15 protein-coding genes are annotated in these 16,332 nt (G+C 37.1%); 7 read left to right on the forward strand and 8 right to left on the reverse strand.

What is annotated here, in order from left to right; all coding sequences use genetic code 11:
• Positions 1 to 14 precede the first annotated feature (14 nt).
• The 6 genes from MKY08_RS00695 to MKY08_RS00720 all read right to left on the reverse strand — a co-directional run bounded on the left by MKY08_RS00695 (position 15) and on the right by MKY08_RS00720 (position 7,833).
• Entirely contained in the window at positions 15 to 1,736 is a 1,722-nt protein-coding gene (locus MKY08_RS00695) for an iron ABC transporter permease (RefSeq protein WP_069508742.1), read from the reverse strand.
• A 12-nt stretch (positions 1,737 to 1,748) separates the two neighbouring features.
• Positions 1,749 to 2,819 carry an ABC transporter ATP-binding protein gene (locus tag MKY08_RS00700; protein WP_069508744.1) on the reverse strand — a complete coding sequence of 357 codons (1,071 nt, stop codon included), beginning with the start codon at positions 2,817 to 2,819 and terminating at the stop codon, positions 1,749 to 1,751.
• A gap of 45 nt (positions 2,820 to 2,864) precedes the next feature.
• Positions 2,865 to 4,655 carry an ABC transporter ATP-binding protein gene (locus MKY08_RS00705; RefSeq protein ID WP_069508746.1) on the reverse strand — a complete coding sequence of 597 codons (1,791 nt, stop codon included), beginning with the start codon at positions 4,653 to 4,655 and terminating at the stop codon, positions 2,865 to 2,867.
• 399 nt (positions 4,656 to 5,054) lie between these two features.
• A complete protein-coding gene (locus MKY08_RS00710; protein WP_069508845.1) occupies positions 5,055 to 6,161 on the reverse strand; it encodes an extracellular solute-binding protein in 1,107 nt (368 codons plus the stop codon).
• 187 nt (positions 6,162 to 6,348) lie between these two features.
• Complete coding sequence (locus MKY08_RS00715; protein WP_069508748.1) at positions 6,349 to 7,251, reverse strand: DMT family transporter; 903 nt, start codon at positions 7,249 to 7,251, stop codon at positions 6,349 to 6,351.
• Between the two features lie 18 nt (positions 7,252 to 7,269).
• Positions 7,270 to 7,833 carry a GNAT family N-acetyltransferase gene (locus MKY08_RS00720; protein WP_069508750.1) on the reverse strand — a complete coding sequence of 188 codons (564 nt, stop codon included), beginning with the start codon at positions 7,831 to 7,833 and terminating at the stop codon, positions 7,270 to 7,272.
• Between the two features lie 445 nt (positions 7,834 to 8,278).
• Between MKY08_RS00720 and MKY08_RS00725 the strand changes: the two genes are divergently transcribed.
• The 6 genes from MKY08_RS00725 to MKY08_RS00750 all read left to right on the forward strand — a co-directional run bounded on the left by MKY08_RS00725 (position 8,279) and on the right by MKY08_RS00750 (position 12,941).
• Positions 8,279 to 9,229: a carbohydrate kinase gene (locus MKY08_RS00725; protein WP_069508752.1), complete on the forward strand. Its 951-nt coding sequence runs from the start codon at positions 8,279 to 8,281 to the stop codon at positions 9,227 to 9,229.
• Between the two features lie 20 nt (positions 9,230 to 9,249).
• Entirely contained in the window at positions 9,250 to 9,684 is a 435-nt protein-coding gene (locus MKY08_RS00730) for a dual specificity protein phosphatase family protein (protein WP_069508753.1), read from the forward strand.
• 324 nt (positions 9,685 to 10,008) lie between these two features.
• A complete protein-coding gene (locus MKY08_RS00735; protein ID WP_069508755.1) occupies positions 10,009 to 10,209 on the forward strand; it encodes a PLD nuclease N-terminal domain-containing protein in 201 nt (66 codons plus the stop codon).
• Positions 10,206 to 11,099, forward strand: coding sequence for an ABC transporter ATP-binding protein (locus tag MKY08_RS00740; RefSeq protein WP_069508757.1), 894 nt, complete (start codon positions 10,206 to 10,208; stop codon positions 11,097 to 11,099). Before MKY08_RS00735 ends, MKY08_RS00740 begins: the two co-directional genes overlap by 4 nt.
• A complete protein-coding gene (locus MKY08_RS00745) occupies positions 11,096 to 11,878 on the forward strand; it encodes an ABC transporter permease subunit (RefSeq protein WP_069508759.1) in 783 nt (260 codons plus the stop codon). The genes MKY08_RS00740 and MKY08_RS00745 overlap by 4 nt, the downstream gene beginning before the upstream one ends.
• Positions 11,879 to 12,233: 355 nt before the next feature.
• Complete coding sequence (locus MKY08_RS00750; RefSeq protein WP_069508761.1) at positions 12,234 to 12,941, forward strand: CBS domain-containing protein; 708 nt, start codon at positions 12,234 to 12,236, stop codon at positions 12,939 to 12,941.
• Positions 12,942 to 12,957: 16 nt separating this feature from the next.
• Here MKY08_RS00750 and MKY08_RS00755 read toward each other — a convergent pair whose 3' ends face one another.
• On the reverse strand, positions 12,958 to 13,683 hold the full coding sequence (locus tag MKY08_RS00755) for a DUF421 domain-containing protein (RefSeq protein WP_176723128.1): 726 nt from the start codon (positions 13,681 to 13,683) through the stop codon (positions 12,958 to 12,960).
• Between the two features lie 128 nt (positions 13,684 to 13,811).
• Between MKY08_RS00755 and MKY08_RS00760 the strand changes: the two genes are divergently transcribed.
• Positions 13,812 to 15,020: an MFS transporter gene (locus MKY08_RS00760; RefSeq protein WP_069508763.1), complete on the forward strand. Its 1,209-nt coding sequence runs from the start codon at positions 13,812 to 13,814 to the stop codon at positions 15,018 to 15,020.
• A 433-nt stretch (positions 15,021 to 15,453) separates the two neighbouring features.
• Here the strand turns inward: MKY08_RS00760 and MKY08_RS00765 are convergent, their stop codons facing one another.
• On the reverse strand, positions 15,454 to 16,140 hold the full coding sequence (locus tag MKY08_RS00765; protein ID WP_069508765.1) for a histidine kinase: 687 nt from the start codon (positions 16,138 to 16,140) through the stop codon (positions 15,454 to 15,456).
• Positions 16,141 to 16,332 lie beyond the last annotated feature (192 nt).

The raw sequence follows: 16,332 nt of genomic DNA on the forward strand, positions 1-16,332 counted from the left end.
TAATAGAATAACAGTTATATGGCTGAGCCAGCACTGCCCTTTGATAGCTTTTCCGAAATAATAAGTACTATTAAAATTAAGCAAATTTGTAAAACACCATAGGCACAAGCAGTTCCAAATTTAAAGGCATATAATTTTTGAAAGATAGCGACAGATAGCGGAATCGTAGAAGTGCTATAAATAAGAATAGAAGCTACGAATTCACCTAAACTTTGGACAAGCGCTAGTAATGTTCCTGCTAATATGCCCGAAAAAGTTAGCGGCAGGACGATACGTCGAAACGTATACCACCAATTTGCACCTAAGCTGCGTGACGCCTCCTCAATCGACTGATCTAATTGCACAAGAGAGGCTGATGTTGAACGGAAAACAAGTGGTAAATGTCTAATAAAATAAGCAAGCGGTAAAATCCAAAACGTACCAATCAGCACATGGTTAAAGGCAAAAATATTTTCAGTGCTAAAGGCAGCAATTAAATTGACGGCAACAACAGTCCCAGGCAGTGCCCAAGGAACCATAATTAAAATATCGAGCAATGTTTTCCCTTTAAAGTTGAGACGCACCATTGCGTAGGCTGCAGCGACACCAAAAAGTACATTACCAAACGTTGCGACAATACCCATTTGGATGGAGTTCCAAATAGGTCTCCACGTTCGTTCATCAGTAAAGAGTGCCACATAATGATCGACGGTGTAGTCGGTGGGCAGTATTTGGGTTTTCCATGCACCATCGACTGAAAAGGAAATTAAAATCAGCACTAAAATGGGTAAAATTAAAATCAGTGTTCCGCCAAAAGAAGCTATTGTAGCAATTATTTTCATGAATTTTGAAGATACTTCTGAGCGATGAACACTAATGCCTTTACTCAAATTTTGGTAATTTCTACGGTTTTGGTACCAGCGCATAACAATCAAAAATGAAATGGATACAAACGATAAAATCATTGACTGTGTAGCGGCCATTTCTAAATTACCATTTGTCCGTGATAAGTAAATTTGCATGGTCATCGTTCGTTCGACACCAAACATTAATGGTGCCGTATAGGATGCCATTGATACCATAAAGACGAGCAAGGCAGATGCAATAATAGAAGGTGTCAACATCGGTAAAATAACCTTTGTCCATACACGAATACGCCCTGCACCTAAACTAGTTGCTGCTTCCTCTAATGATGGATCGAGTCCTTTAATAGCAGCCGAAGCGGTTAAATAGAAGTATGTGTACATGGTAAATGTATGGACAACGATGACACCCCATATACCTTTTAAAGAAAAGGGTACTTGCTTTAAGCCGAATAAATGCTGAATTGCGCGTGGGAAAATGCCACTTTCTCCGTATAAGAATGTAAAAGAGAGTACGCCAACAAGTGGTGGAAGAGCCATTGGCACTAATACTAATATAGATAATATACGTCTACCTGGAAATTCATAGCGTTCTAATAAAAATGCCATTGTTACACCAACAAGTGCACAGCAAATCACGCTAATAATGGATATATATAAACTAGTCCATAGCGCCTCAAGATTAGCAGGACTAGCAAGGCTAAAAAACTTTTGATAATGACTAAGTGCGCGCTCTCCTGAAAAACTTTGAAGAAAAGTTTGATAGAAAGGATAAATGACATAAGCAAACAATACTAAAAACAAAGGTAAAATTAAAATATAGACAAACCATTTAGATTGCGTTAGCCGTGTCCAAGCATTACTTTGATAAGAATGTACAGGTGGTTTTTCCATGTGGTCTGCCTCCTATTCTCCTAAAAAATATAGTGATTCCTGCGCTATATTTAAAGTAATACTTTCGCCAATGTTTTTTAATTGTGCATTTTTATTGATAATCATCACTTTCAAGGAGAATTCAATAAAATCGACAATGTAATTTACACTTATTCCTGTAAATTCGACAAATGTGATTGTTCCAGTTAATGTATTTTCTCCAGGGCCTAGATTGACAGACTCTGGACGAATCGAAATAAACACGTTGTCTCCAATCATATGCGTTAAAGTAGGGGAGCTGTGTTGCTTTCGCCCAGTTAGAACAAGTCCATTCTTTGTTTTTACTTGCACTTCATCTGCGTTAATGGCAAAGATTGTCGCTTCGATTAAATTGGTTTCCCCGATGAAATCGGCAACAAAGCGATTTACTGGCCGATTATAAATTTCTTGTGGTGTGCCGATTTGTTTTACGTAACCATTGTCCATCACCATAATGCGGTCCGACATGGACATCGCTTCCATTTGATCGTGTGTTACATAAATGGTTGTAACACCTAATTCGGATTGAATTCTTTTAATTTCAATTCGTGTTTCCTCACGTAACTTTGCATCTAAATTCGACAATGGTTCATCGAGTAATAAAATATCAGGCTCAATTACAAGTGCTCTAGCTAGGGCAACACGCTGCTGCTGACCACCAGATAATTCATTAATTTTCCTGCTTCCATATTGCGCTAAATGTACAAGTCCTCGAATGCGGTCAACTTTTTGTGTTATTTCCTGTTTAGAGAGTTTTCGTACTTGTAAGCCAAAAGCAATATTTTCGTCTACTGTCATGTGTGGAAACAGGGCATAATTTTGAAACACCATACCAATATTGCGTTTGTTTGGCTGAAGTAATGTCACATCGCGATCATCGAAAAAAATTTTTCCTTCAGTAGGATAATAAAACCCTGCAATCATTCGCAATGTCGTCGTTTTCCCACAGCCACTAGGCCCAAGGAAGGTAAAGAATTCACCCGTTTTGATTTCGAGATTTAAATCTTTTACACCTTGCACTTTCCCAAATTGCTTAGAGACATTTTCGATTTTGACATTTTTCAAATGCAATGCTCCTTTCTATTTTGAAAAGACAGTTATGCATTGATTTCACCAATTGACATACTTATTAGCCTGTAGTTGATACAATTCCGCAAAATAGCCTTTGCTGGTCAACAGTTCTTGCATCGAACCTTCCTCTGCTATATGTCCGTCTTGCAATACAATGATACGATCCACCATATTTAAAGCAGATAATTTATGTGTTATTAATAGTAATGTTTTCGTTGATGAGAGGTCTGCTAATGATTCAATCATTTGATGCTCACTTCTTGCGTCAAGAGACGCTGAAGGTTCATCTAAAATAAGAAATGCTGCATTGCGGAAGTAAGCTCTAGCAATTGCTACCTTTTGCCATTCGCCGCCAGATAGTTCTGTGCCATTGTCGAAGTTTTTACTTAATACTTGCTCGTAGCCATGATCAAAACTTGCAACCAAATCCACAAGATCGCTTTTTTCGGTAACAATTGCTAACCTTCCATCATCATTAGTATTCCCTGTGTTACTAATGAAAATATTTTCTTTATAAGTTAACTGGTAACGCGAAAAGTCTTGGAACACTATACCGATAATTTTGCGGTATGAGTCGATTTCATATTCGGTAATATCAATGCCGTTTAATTCAATGATTCCTTCGGTTGGCTCGTATAATCTTGTGATTAGCTTAACGATCGTCGATTTTCCAGCACCATTTTCACCGACAAGTGCAATCTTTTCGCCCATGTTGATTGTAAAACTGATATTGTCGAGAATCAGTTTTGAGGAATTAGGGTATTGAAAGGATACATTGTTAAATCGAATCGTAAATTCATTTTTTTCTAGCGACAATATTTTCTCACCTGATGTAATATCTGATTTTAAAGAAATAAATTTAAAGTATTTTTCCATATAAAGTAGCGTGTCATAGAGCAAGCTTGAATTTTCGATAAAACTCGCCAAACTTTGACGGGCAAGTAAAATAGACGAAGCAAAAATTAATATATCTCCTGCAGTAAATGTGTTATTCAGTACACCAGTAACTACCCACCAAAAACTAAAGCCAATCCCGACCATGCCAATTCCAACAAAGAAGATGGAGTAGCAAGCTTGTTTATATCTAATTTTTTTAATATTAGTATGAATTTTATTAAATGTCATCATGTATTTATTAATGAAGAAGGTAGCTGTGTTATACAATTTCACTTCTTTAATATGTTCTTTTGACAGCATGACGGAGCTATAATATTGCATCTTCCTTGCTTCCGGACTATTCGTGACAAGTGTTTCAAATGCTTCCTTCTGTAATCGATAGGTAACGATAGCCTGCGGAATAATCGCAACAAAAACAATGGTTGCTATCAAAATATTAAAGTTTGTTAATAACACCAGCATCGAAATGCCTGTTAGTACACTACTAATCATACCCGAAGTAAAAACAATTAGGTTTACTGGTCGCCACGCAGCCTCTTGCTCAAGCACTTGGATATCGTCATAAAATTCCGGATTTTCGAAGTAGTATAATCCTTTGATTTCTGAGGATTTATCCATCAAGCTTTTATTTAATTGGGCAATTAATCTATCCGTTATTAAACCTTGAAAGGTCATTTCAACAGGACCTAAAATGGCATGAATAAATGACACGATTATCCAAGATAGTACAAAGAAAATAATGATAGAATAAACGATGGTGTCGGTAGTAGAAATGGCATCTATTAATCCTTTCGAAAACCATAGAGTTAGAGATGGTAATATAGCTTGAAAAGGAATAATAACAAACAAAATAATTGAATAAAACTTAGAAGCACCCCAAAAAAGAGGCAGAGTTTTTACAAGAAGTTTCAAATAAGAGTAAAATGTATTCATGATTCTTCACCTAATTATACAATATATATTGTATTTATATTCCAAATACAATTTGCGTTAGCCTGTCACGCGGAATTGTTTAATTAACTGATAAAATCGCAAACTTTAAGGATAGAAATTAAAATCCGAATGACAGAAAAGCGATTCCTTTAAAAATACTTTTATTTAGTACCATAAGTAATCCTCCTTCGATTTTAAGTATAATAATTATAAATTGAATAATCTGAAAAAACAAATTAGTCTAAAATTAGACAACGCTTGTATTGTAACCTTATGTTTTATTATGCGTGGGGTGCAAAGATTTTTATGTGTCTTTACAGGTTATTATATTCGGTACATAAATTTTAATAAAAGGTATCAAGAGGGGCTTCTTGATACCTTTAGGTTTTCTAAGCTACTTTATTTCTTTCCTCTACCTTTTATATTTGTATCCCAGTGTTCCATCCATTCTGCCTCTTTTTCCGACATTAATTGCCAATCAATATCAAACGTTTTTAAATCTAATTCCTGATACCATTCTGGCATTGTCGCTTGATCAATGTCGGAGCGTGTTGGAATTTGGTAATAGTCGTTTGCTAATTTCGTAACCATCTCTTTTTCAAATAAAAATTCAACAAATAATTTTGCGTTCTCTAAATTTTTTGCCTTGTTAACAACCGCAACACCATCTACTAAAATAGGTGCACCACTCTTTGGATAAATGTAATCAAACGGATAATCTGTTGTATATTTTTTCAATAAGATATCTTGTAAGTTCCATAAAGAAACACTGCCTTCTTGACGTGTAAGCTTTAAATAAAGTGCATTAGGATCTTGCGTATATTCTTTTGTGTTGGCATCTAATTTTAATAGCCATTCATAACCATTGTCAGGTGTGTCGGCACCTTGACGAACAATCATGGATGAATAAATCGTGCGCATAGTTCCTGACGCTAATACACCACGAATTAAAATTTGGTCCTGCCATTTCGGATCTAATAAATCATCCCAATCTTGTGGACCGGTTTCTTTTGTTAATAAGTCACTATTAATCATAATGACTTCAGGTAATAGCATTTCACCGAACCAGCGACCTTCTGTATCTTTATAGTTTGCATCTATTGTGTCGATAAAACTCGGTTGCCATGCATGGAGTAAATCCTCGTTTGCTCCAACCATTAAGGCGGATTGAGTACCACCCCACCAAAAATCTGCTTGAGGATTTGCTTTTTCACCCCGTAGACGCTCTAATATTTGTTGAGCTCCCATTGTTAAAAACTCCACTTGAATGTCCGGGTACTTCTCATTAAACTGATCGATTACGCCTTGCACCATTTCTTCATCACGCCCTGTGTAAATGACCAGCTTACCTGACGGAGATGTGTTTCCATCTGCTTTTTCAGCATTAGATGCCGTGTCGCTTTTTGCAGCATCTTTTGTCGAACCCTTATCGTTAGTGCTACTACAAGCAGCTACAACGATCAGCACCAACACAAGCAAAAATCCAAAAATACGTGTTTTTTTCATAATCATCTTCCCCTTCCCCTTCCTTTAGTGAGTTGCTTACATAGTGCAGTATAATACTAAAATAAAGCATTAATGTTAGAATAATTAAAAAATTCTAACGTTATTACTATCATAATTTAAAAAATTGACTGTTTTCAACGATAGATTGTAAAAATTAAAAACTCCTTAAAAATGGTTTTATCCATTTTTAAGGAGTTTTTACGGGTGATTTTCGATTGGCAAGCATACTAGGTAGCATCATGCCGATAATAACTAAAGCAATGCCAATTACTTGTAAAACAGTGAGTGATTCATGCAATACGATAACAGAAACAGTCACAGCTACAGGTAGTTCAATCGCACTTAAAATAGAGGCCAGTGCGCCACCCACTTTGGGTACTGCAATTGAAAATAAATAAATGGGTAAGATTATACCGAATAGTCCGAGTGCTAATCCATATTTCCATAAGCCTTCTGCAAATAATTTGCCATTCCATGCAATTTCAGGACTGAGGAAAATACTAATCATAATTAGTGCTACAAAAGAAACAATTAAAACTCTTGATGTCGTTGTAACACCTTCAACGGGACGAGAGTTAAATTGGATAAAGCAGGCAAATGTAAATGCAGCAGCTAACCCAAATAACCAGCCTTGAATCGCAATATCGCTTAAATCGACATTCAATACACCGGCAGCTAAAATAGTCCCCGCAAATAGTATCAGTATCGAAATGACTTCTGGTCGACTTGGCAGACGTTTATGGATAACGCAATCCAACAACAAACCAATCCAAGTAAATTGGAAAAGCATAACGACAGCTAGAGATGCAGGTAAATATTTTAATGACTCGCCGTAAACGATGCCAGTAATACCTGTAAAAATCCCTGCGCTGACTAATATAAATAGTCCGTGTTTTGAAAGTTTCGGTAGTTTTCTTTGAGTGATGATAAAAATTGTTAAAACAAGTATAAAGCCAATGATGTACTGACTCGATACCGCCTCTGATGATGTAAAGCCATGCAACATAGCTACTTTCACGATGGTCGATAAAATGCCATAGCTACTAGAAGCGATGACAATCAACAGAGGATATAATACATTTGTTTTCATGCTTAATTAATCCACATCCTAAATCTGTTTCACCATATGATGGAAAGGTTCGTCTATGATGGACCATGGTTCAGTAATTACAAAGCCCATACGTTCATATAAGCGACGAGCATCTTCTTTTTGCGTTTCAACATTCAGTGATAATTTTGTAAAGCCTCGTTGTTTTGTTTGCTCAATGGCGAATTGGATTAATAGTGTACCGATTCCTTTACCACGAGCCTCTGGTGCTACACAAACTGTATCAATATAATATTCATCTTGATGCGCCTCTTGATCGATGGTGATCGAAGGAGCATTTTTCTCTTCAAGCCATTTTACAAGATTGGCATCCATTTGAATGGCTTGTTCACCATTGTAGTAAACAAGAATGCCCAATATTTGTTCATCTTCCACAGCAACAAAAGTATTTAAATAAGAGTGTCTGTTGTCTTCACGCTTGAAGAGGACCGTTAGTTCTTGTTCAATCATTGAAGCTGTCTGTTCTCCTGTTAAACGGTTGGCAATCTCACCAATCGCATCAATAATTAGTGGCACAACGGCACTGGCATCCTGTGGTTGTGCTTGTCGAATTGTAATACTCATTGTTAAAATCCCTACCTTTCTATAGGCAAGTATAACAAAGATAGATGATGTCTCAAGCTTTTGAAATATTCGCTACTTTATATTTAGCAAATAGTATGGCTATGGATAGACGTTGTGGTCGGTGCTTTCCGCTCAGCACAACCCTTGCAGACGCTAGGATTCCCTCGTCTTACGAACTATACGACGATACCGGCATTGGCGACAGGAAAAAAATATAATCGTTAGAAGAATAAAACAGAAAAATGTTTCAAATAAAATATAGAAACCACTGCCGTTGGTTGCCTTTACGGGCGGGTTTTCCTTCTTTGGATGGCCAAATTGAGCTAAAGAAGTTGTGCTGACATAAATGATGTATGTCTTTCATTATTTTTCCGAAAGTTTAAAACTTTATTGGAATTCAACTTTCATGTTAATCTAGAATGAATAGACTTTCGGGGGGACTACAATGACAAAGGAAGATAAGGATTATATTTTAGTCTATGGAGATGCTTTTATTGACTATATTGCTGATGATGTAACGAATACATCTTTTACTAAATATATGGGTGGCGCAACGGTAAATGTGGCTGCAGGCATTAGCCGTATCGGTGCTCCATCTGCGCTAATTACGATTACAGGAGATGACGAAGGCTCACAATTTGTCCGAGATGGCCTTGCACAAGAAGGCGTGAACCTCGATTTTGCGGTATTTAACCCTGCAAAACGTGTAAGTGGTGTATACGTACATTTAACAGAAGCATGTGAGCGAATTTTCAAAGATTATGTCGATGAGACACCCGATTTACAGGTGGAAGCAACACAATTAAATGAAGCGGCCTTTAAACATGCTTCTGCTCTCATTGTGTGCTCAGGCACAATGTTCCATCCAACTGCACTTGCAACGACTAGTGCTGCTGTTGATATGGCAAAGGAAAAAGGTGCTATTATCGCAATGGATGCCAACATTCGACCTTTGCGTTGGAGCAGTGAAGAAATTTGTCGTGAGACTATTACTTCTTTCTTTGAAAATGTAGATATTTTAAAAGTCACGGATGATGAGTTATTTTTCTTAACAGAGACGACTACTTTAGCAGAAGGTATTGAACAATTAAACAGTTATTTAGTGCCGATTATTTTAGTAACTGTAGGGGAAGAGGGCACGTATGCAGTATTAAACGGTGAGGTTATACATGTACCGACCGAGAAAGTTGTGCCAGTGGACACTACGGGTGCGGGAGATGCATTTATGGCAGGCGTTCTGCGCGATGTCCATTACAACGGTTTACCAACAACGGAAGAGGAGCTAGTTCGTTGTGTGAGCTTTGGTAATCGCTTAGGTGCGATGGCAGCGACAAAGCCAGGTGCGTTAACTGCGTTACCGTATTATGAAGATATCAAACATTTATTAGAGAAATAAGAGTTCGGAGCGTGCATAGGATGGAAAAAAACTATGATGTGTTAGTGAAAGATCGATTATTTTTTGGTGGTGCGCAGGATGCTGAAGCGGCTTATTCAAATGAGCAGGTAGATGTTGTCATTGATGTTCGAGTAAATGGATTAACTGAACTAGAACAGCAAGCAGCACACTATAACTACAACCATCTGCCTATCGCTGATGAAGAAGCACAAGTAGCTCAATCTATTGACGCAGTAGCGAAAAAAATAGTCGCTGCCTACGAATCTGGACAGAAGGTTTACTTCCATTGTGGAAGTGGGGGTGGACGAGCAGGTGTAGCTGCAACGGCTGTGTTAATGGAACTTGGCTTAGCTGATTCTTTGGAGGAAGCGGAGGTAGCCGTTAAAAAGGCTCGTTCCCAAGTAACGATACGCCCAAATATGGCTACTGCTTTAAAGAAATTGTATGAAAAGTAGTGCTATCAACATTAGCATCAAAATGATATCGTCTTACGAAACAAATCTATATGTAAACGCAGCCTACCATGTTCAAATGGTGGGCTTTTTATAATTTATAATAAATTTAAGTAACTGCGGTATGACTAATTTGTAGGTAAGTCAGATATACAAGTTACAGTCCTGCCAGAGCCGTCTCAGCCGTACTTGAGACATCTACCGAAATCCACGCTTTCTTGATTTAGCGCCTAGTGAAAAATTTACAGCAAGATAAAAATTGTTATATACATATTATAACAAAATTGTTATAGTTATATTAGAACAAATGGCGAGGTGGTTTGGAAGATGGAGGAATTAGCAAATATCCCTTGGGCGGTAATAGCGCCACTAATCGGCGTACAAATTATTTTAGTCATTGTTGCATTAATTGATCTTAGTAAAATTCATGCAACGAATGGACCGAAAATTTTATGGGTATTGATAATATTATTTATTAATCTACTTGGACCAATAGCATATTTTATCGTTGGGAGAAAACAATCATGACTACATTACTACAGGTAACAGGGTTGACGAAGCGTTTTGCTGAAAAAACTGTAGTGGATGCCATTGATTTTGTTCTGGAAGAGCATACCTCTACAGCGTTAATTGGACCAAATGGAGCAGGAAAGACAACAACCTTATCCATGTTAACAGGTTTATTAAGACCCTCTTTCGGAAGTGTAAATATGGTGGGGGGAGATTTACGAGCAAATATTGGGTTTTTACCGCAATATCCACAATTTCATCCGTGGTTAAGTGCATTAGAGTTTACGGAAATGGTTGCGAAGTTAAGCGGTGTATCCGCTAAAAAGGCAAAGCAGGAAGCTCAAAAAACATTAGAATTTGTCGGCTTAGGAAATGATCTTCATAAAAAAATTGCAACGTTTTCCGGTGGGATGAAACAACGGTTAGGTATTTCCCAGGCAATTGTCCATAAGCCTAAACTACTGTTGTTAGATGAACCAGTATCTGCTTTAGACCCTGTTGGACGTAGGGAAGTACTTGATTTATTAAAAGGTTTACAGCAGCAGACGACGATTTTATATTCCACACATATTTTAAATGATGCGGAAGAGATGACAGACCAGTTATTATTTTTGCGTGATGGCAAACTTGTCGAACAAGGGACATTACGTGAAGTACGCCAACGTTATGATGAGCCAAATTATGTAGTAGAGTTTAGCACAGTGGAAGAGGCGCAGTATTTTGTCAGTCAATCTACATTTAAATGTACAGTCAATGGTTGCTATGTGTCTGTAGCCATTCAAGAAGATAAACCGAGCATGCAGCAATTGCTTGAAAGCCTTACTGCTTATCCGTATTTAGTGCGAAATGTTGCACGTCAAACGGCATCGCTCGAAGAAATTTTTATGAAGGTGGCGAAACGAGTATGAGTGGTATGAACGTACTTCTTCAGAAGGAATTCCGAGAAGCGTGGCGTAGTAGAAAGTTTTTATGGATTCCACTTGTTTTCGCACTTTTAGGTATGAGTGAACCACTAACTAACTATTATATGATGGATATTCTAGAAGCGGTTGGCAATATGCCTGAAGGTTTTGAAATGTTGATGCCAGAATTAGTACCAGCCGATCTGTTACTTGCAACAATTAGTCAGTTTCAACTAATTGGTTTACTGGTACTGATGGCTTCTTTTGTAGGGGCTATTAGTAAGGAGCGTTCAAATGGAACAGCCACCTTATTATATGTACGACCTATTTCATTTGCTTCTTTTTTTATAAGTAAGTTTATTGTGATCAGCGCAGTTGGCTTTGTTAGTATAGTGGCGGGGTTTACAGCAAGTGTGTACTATACGATTGTGCTGTATGGAACATTTGAAGTTGATACGCTTTTGGCAAGTATCGGTACGTATTTTATATGGGTATTATTTGTCTTAGCATTAACGTTAATGATGAGCGCTGCATTTAAAACAACTGTTGCGGCAACAGCTGCATTTATTATTATTTTTATTGGTCAAATTATTGATGGGCTTGTAGGTACGTTTTGGACTATATCACCTTGGAAATTACCACTATACGGTGTTCAGCTTATTCGTGGCACGATGGAGATGCCCGATTATTGGTGGAGCCTAGTTATGACAGTTGTTCTTATATGTGTGTGTATGAGTATCGGTGTTTTTTCAATGAAGAAAAATGCATCATTGACGAAAATATAACTGGCTTTCTTGTTATTCTTCACTTCTAAAAGGGAGACGCTTTTAAAAATGAAAAATCCACGTAGACTTTTGCAGGAAGTCTAGTGGATTTTTTCTATTTAGAAAGAAAACTACTTGTGTTATTGAGCGCAGCGTCTAAATAACAGCGTGATAAGGCGTGTTAAATTGTTGATTGGGAGAGGTGTTCCTTTGAAGTAAACATTTTGACGCAATAGTTATTTTCTTAGTTTAACGCATGATTTATTGCATGAACTTTTCTTGGAATATCCATAACTTAGGAATATAATGTAGCTATAACTCAATATTTGTCAAATAACTCAAAAAATATAAACTATTGCTATGGTAGGTGATAAGATTGGTTACTACTCAAAATTCTGATCGCTTTCTAACGGCATTTAATCGAATTGACCATAGGCTAAGAGATATTATTGGTGCAAAAGATTTTATGCCATTTTACCGTTTGGTAGATCAGGCGAAGAAAAAGGATGTATTGGTACGTAAATATGAGGATGATTTACGGTCCTATGCCGATTTACGCAATGCCATTGTCCACCATCGTACATCTATGGAATATGTAATTGCAGAACCGCATGTAGATGTCGTAGAGCGCATTGAATATATGGACGCTACGCTGGCAAAACCAACACTTGTAGGACAAATGTTCCAAAAAAAGGTGCTGGTCTTTCAAGAAAATGATTCTTTAAAGCATGTATTAAAAGTGATTCGTAGTCGGAAATTCACTCAATTTCCGGTTTACAATAAAACACAATTTAAAGGTCTCGTGACGACTGTTGGTATTACTAACTGGCTTGCATCTGTCATGGGAGGCAATCATGTACCGAGGCACGTTCCTACATTGCATGATATATTATTACACGAAAAAAATAGAGTGAATTACAAATTTGTGAGTAGATACATAACGATTTATGAGGCAGAGGAAATATTTAAGCAAGGTGTGGAGAGAGGAAGACGTTTTGAAGCGTTGTTGATTACAGAGCACGGCAAAACACACCAAAAACTGATTGGTATTATTACACCATTGGATATAATGCAAGTAGAATAGGCAAGACGAAACAAGCTTAAGGGCTTGACCGTCTCGCTTTATCTTTTAGACTGACATATAAAGAGCCATTCGCTTGAACTTGTGCAAAAAAGACATCTTCGTAAGTTTGGACATTTTGTTTTTTTAATTTTTTCATAACCCAATCTTCGGTTAATTCAAGTTCGACGATATTTTCTTTTATCAGTTGTCCATCGGAAATGACTTCTGTTGGTAAATAGGTAGGCGGTGTAACATCTGCCTTTACATCTTGTTTTGTAGCGGGCTGCTCTGTAGGCTTAGCCAATACACTTAAATTACCCGTAGTCTCCAGTATGGCATATTGGACATCTTGCACGGAAAATACAGCTTGTTCACGTAACATCATCGTTAACTCATCCGTGTGTAAACGATTTTTCTTGAGTGCAGATTCTAAAATAAGCCCATTTTGAATAACAATAGTAGGCTTATCGTCAATCAGCACACGCGCCTTTTTAGACTTAATGGTAATAATGGTCATAAGATACGTTAAAACGCTCCACCAAATTAATGCAATAAGTCCCTCTAAAAAAGGTGTTTCAGACTGTGCTGCAATTTCTGAAGCAATGGATCCGAACGTAATACCTGTTGTATAGTGGAAAAATGTAAGCTGTCCTAGCTGCTTTTTGCCAAGTAATCGTGTAACAATGAGTAATGCAAAAAAGGATAGAGTTGCCCTAAGTATCATTTCAAAAACATTGGCGTGAAAAAATTCATCTACAGTCATACAACAATCAACTCCTTAAACTGCTATCGTCGAAGAATAGCTTGTGCAAAAAGAGGAATTGTATGCGACAATTAAATTAAATTAAATTAAATTAAAGAACCAAATAGATAAGGAAGTGTGGTGGTAGCATGAACAAACAAATGACGCATTCTCACAACAACCCGGTATTTCCGATTATGATTGCTATTGCCATTGCCCATCTAATCAATGATACAATGCAGGCTGTAATCCCTGCGATGTTTCCAATATTGAAGAGTGAGCTCGGTTTGACCTTTACACAAATCGGGCTTATTTCATTCGTATTAAACATGTTTGCTTCTGCCTTACAACCAGTTGTCGGCTATGTCAGTGATAAAAAACCGATGCCCTATGCTTTACCAATAGGAATGATTAGCTCGTTTATAGGTATTGCTATTCTAGCCTTTACAGCGCAGTATTGGGTGATACTTGTAGCTGTATTATTTTTAGGTTTTGGCTCAGCTATCTTTCATCCAGAAGGTTCACGCGTATCTTTTATGGCAGCAGGTTCTAAACGAGGCCTTGCACAATCAATTTATCAAGTCGGTGGAAACTCTGGACAAGCGCTAGCACCATTAATCAGTGCTTATATATTAGATATTTTTGGACAACGCGGAGCGGCATTCGTCTTAATCGCAACAACTTTTGGGATTCTTTTATTGAGTAAAATTGCTAAATGGTATAAGAAGCAATTGGAGCAAGAACGGTTAGCAAAGAAAAAACGTACATTGGTATCATCTTTACCACCATTAACAAAGAAACAGGTGGGAATTGCTTTAACATTATTATTTACTATTATTTTTGCAAGATCATTTTATACAACAAATATAACAAGTTTTTATGTTTTCTATTTAATGGATCATTATGATGTAAGTCTACGTCTTGGACAAATATTAATATTTACTTTTATGGCTTTTGGCGTTGTTGGTACTTTTTTTGGGGGTTCATTATCAGATCGTATTGGACGAAAAAATGTTATTTTACTTTCAGTTGTCGTGCCGATGCCATTCTGTTTAGCTTTGCCTTATGTACCGCTATGGACTGCAACAATATTTTTAGTCATTATCGGAACATTAATTATGATTAGCTTCTCTGTAACGGTTGTCTATGCGCAAGAGCTCGTACCAACTAAAATTGGTACAATGGCTGGGCTAACAACTGGCTTTGCATTTGGTATGGGAGCAATTGGTGCTATTGTTATTGGTGTTTTAATGGATCATAAAGGTATTGATTTTACAATGCTAGTCGTTTCCTTATTACCATTGTTATTACTAGTGGCATTTTTCTTGCCTAAAGATACACCGGCTTCGGCTTTATAAAGGTTGGGCAAAAGAGAAGAAGAGGCTGGGACATAACTAAAAAAATTTAAAGAACAGAGGAAAGGTGTTCATAAATTTTTGCTATATGGAGAACTTATCTTTTCTTGCTTTTGCAATAAATAAAAAATTAGAAGTGTTCACTAGTTGTTGGTAGCGGAAGCGGTGACTCCTGCTCAGAACAGCGCACAATGTAAGACGTAACAGACCGCGCGTTAGCGAGGGTTGCGGCTTACTGTGCTGAGCGGAAAGCACCGCCGTAGCGGACAACAACGGCGTAGCAAAAAAGTGTTAGATTGACTGCCATCAATCTAACACCTTTTCTCTTTTGTCCCAACCTCTTTTTTGCTATGCCGTTGTTGGCGGTTAAAATTTTTAGTTTGTCTTAATTACACAGGGAATATTTTTGCCCCTGCAATATTTAAATAACAGGCAACTATTGACGTAACGGAGAAGTAAACTCTTGTGGCAATTTTTCTTTATCTGTTACTAGACCTTCAGAAATATGGATTTCATGCATTTTATCATTGTACGTGAATTTAAAAATCCCATTGTCAAAATCAGTGCCAATTTCTTTAAAGAAAATACCTTCAATTGAAACATATTTAGGACAGGTAAAGGCTACTTTGAAATTGTCCTGTTCTTTAATCAAATAAGCACGTACCCCTTTTTCATATGTATCATAGGCATCATCTTCAGTTGGTCGTTGGACAGCGACAATGTGAAAGTCTACAAAAGGAACTTCCTTTAACAGAACGTTTAGGAAAGAGCCCTTTGTAATTTCCTCCCAACGACTTTGTGCACTTTGACCTACGATAATTTGTGAAATACCGTAATTTTTAGCCACTTCAGCAATAACCTTTTGAATTGGGCGTTTTTCATTATCTACTAAAATAAATTTTTCAACATCAAGTTCTTCAGATAGGTTTTTCCACTGTTCAATATAACCAGATTTCTCTGCATCAAATGCATCGAGAGGTTGTGAATCGACTGAAAGAATATAAAGTGGGCAATCGAGCATCGTAGCCATTTTATGACCGCGACGAATTAAGCGTTCCCCGTTAAGCCCATAATAGACACATACTAAAATACTTTCGTCCAATCTCCCTTTTACATGCTTCATTTAAAATATACACCTCTTTATCCTATTGTTATTTTGTTATTTGTACTGTGTAATATGAAAAAATTATCCTAAAACAGCTAAAATCAATGCTGTTACAGTGCATTATGCTTATTTATATTGTATACTTAAAAATGAATAAAAGTTAATGACGGTATACAGAAAACACTTAAGGAATTTGGTTAATGTCCGTGT

The sequence above is a fragment of the Lysinibacillus sp. FSL M8-0337 genome (assembly GCF_038593855.1).
GTDB lineage: Bacteria > Bacillota > Bacilli > Bacillales_A > Planococcaceae > Lysinibacillus > Lysinibacillus sphaericus_D.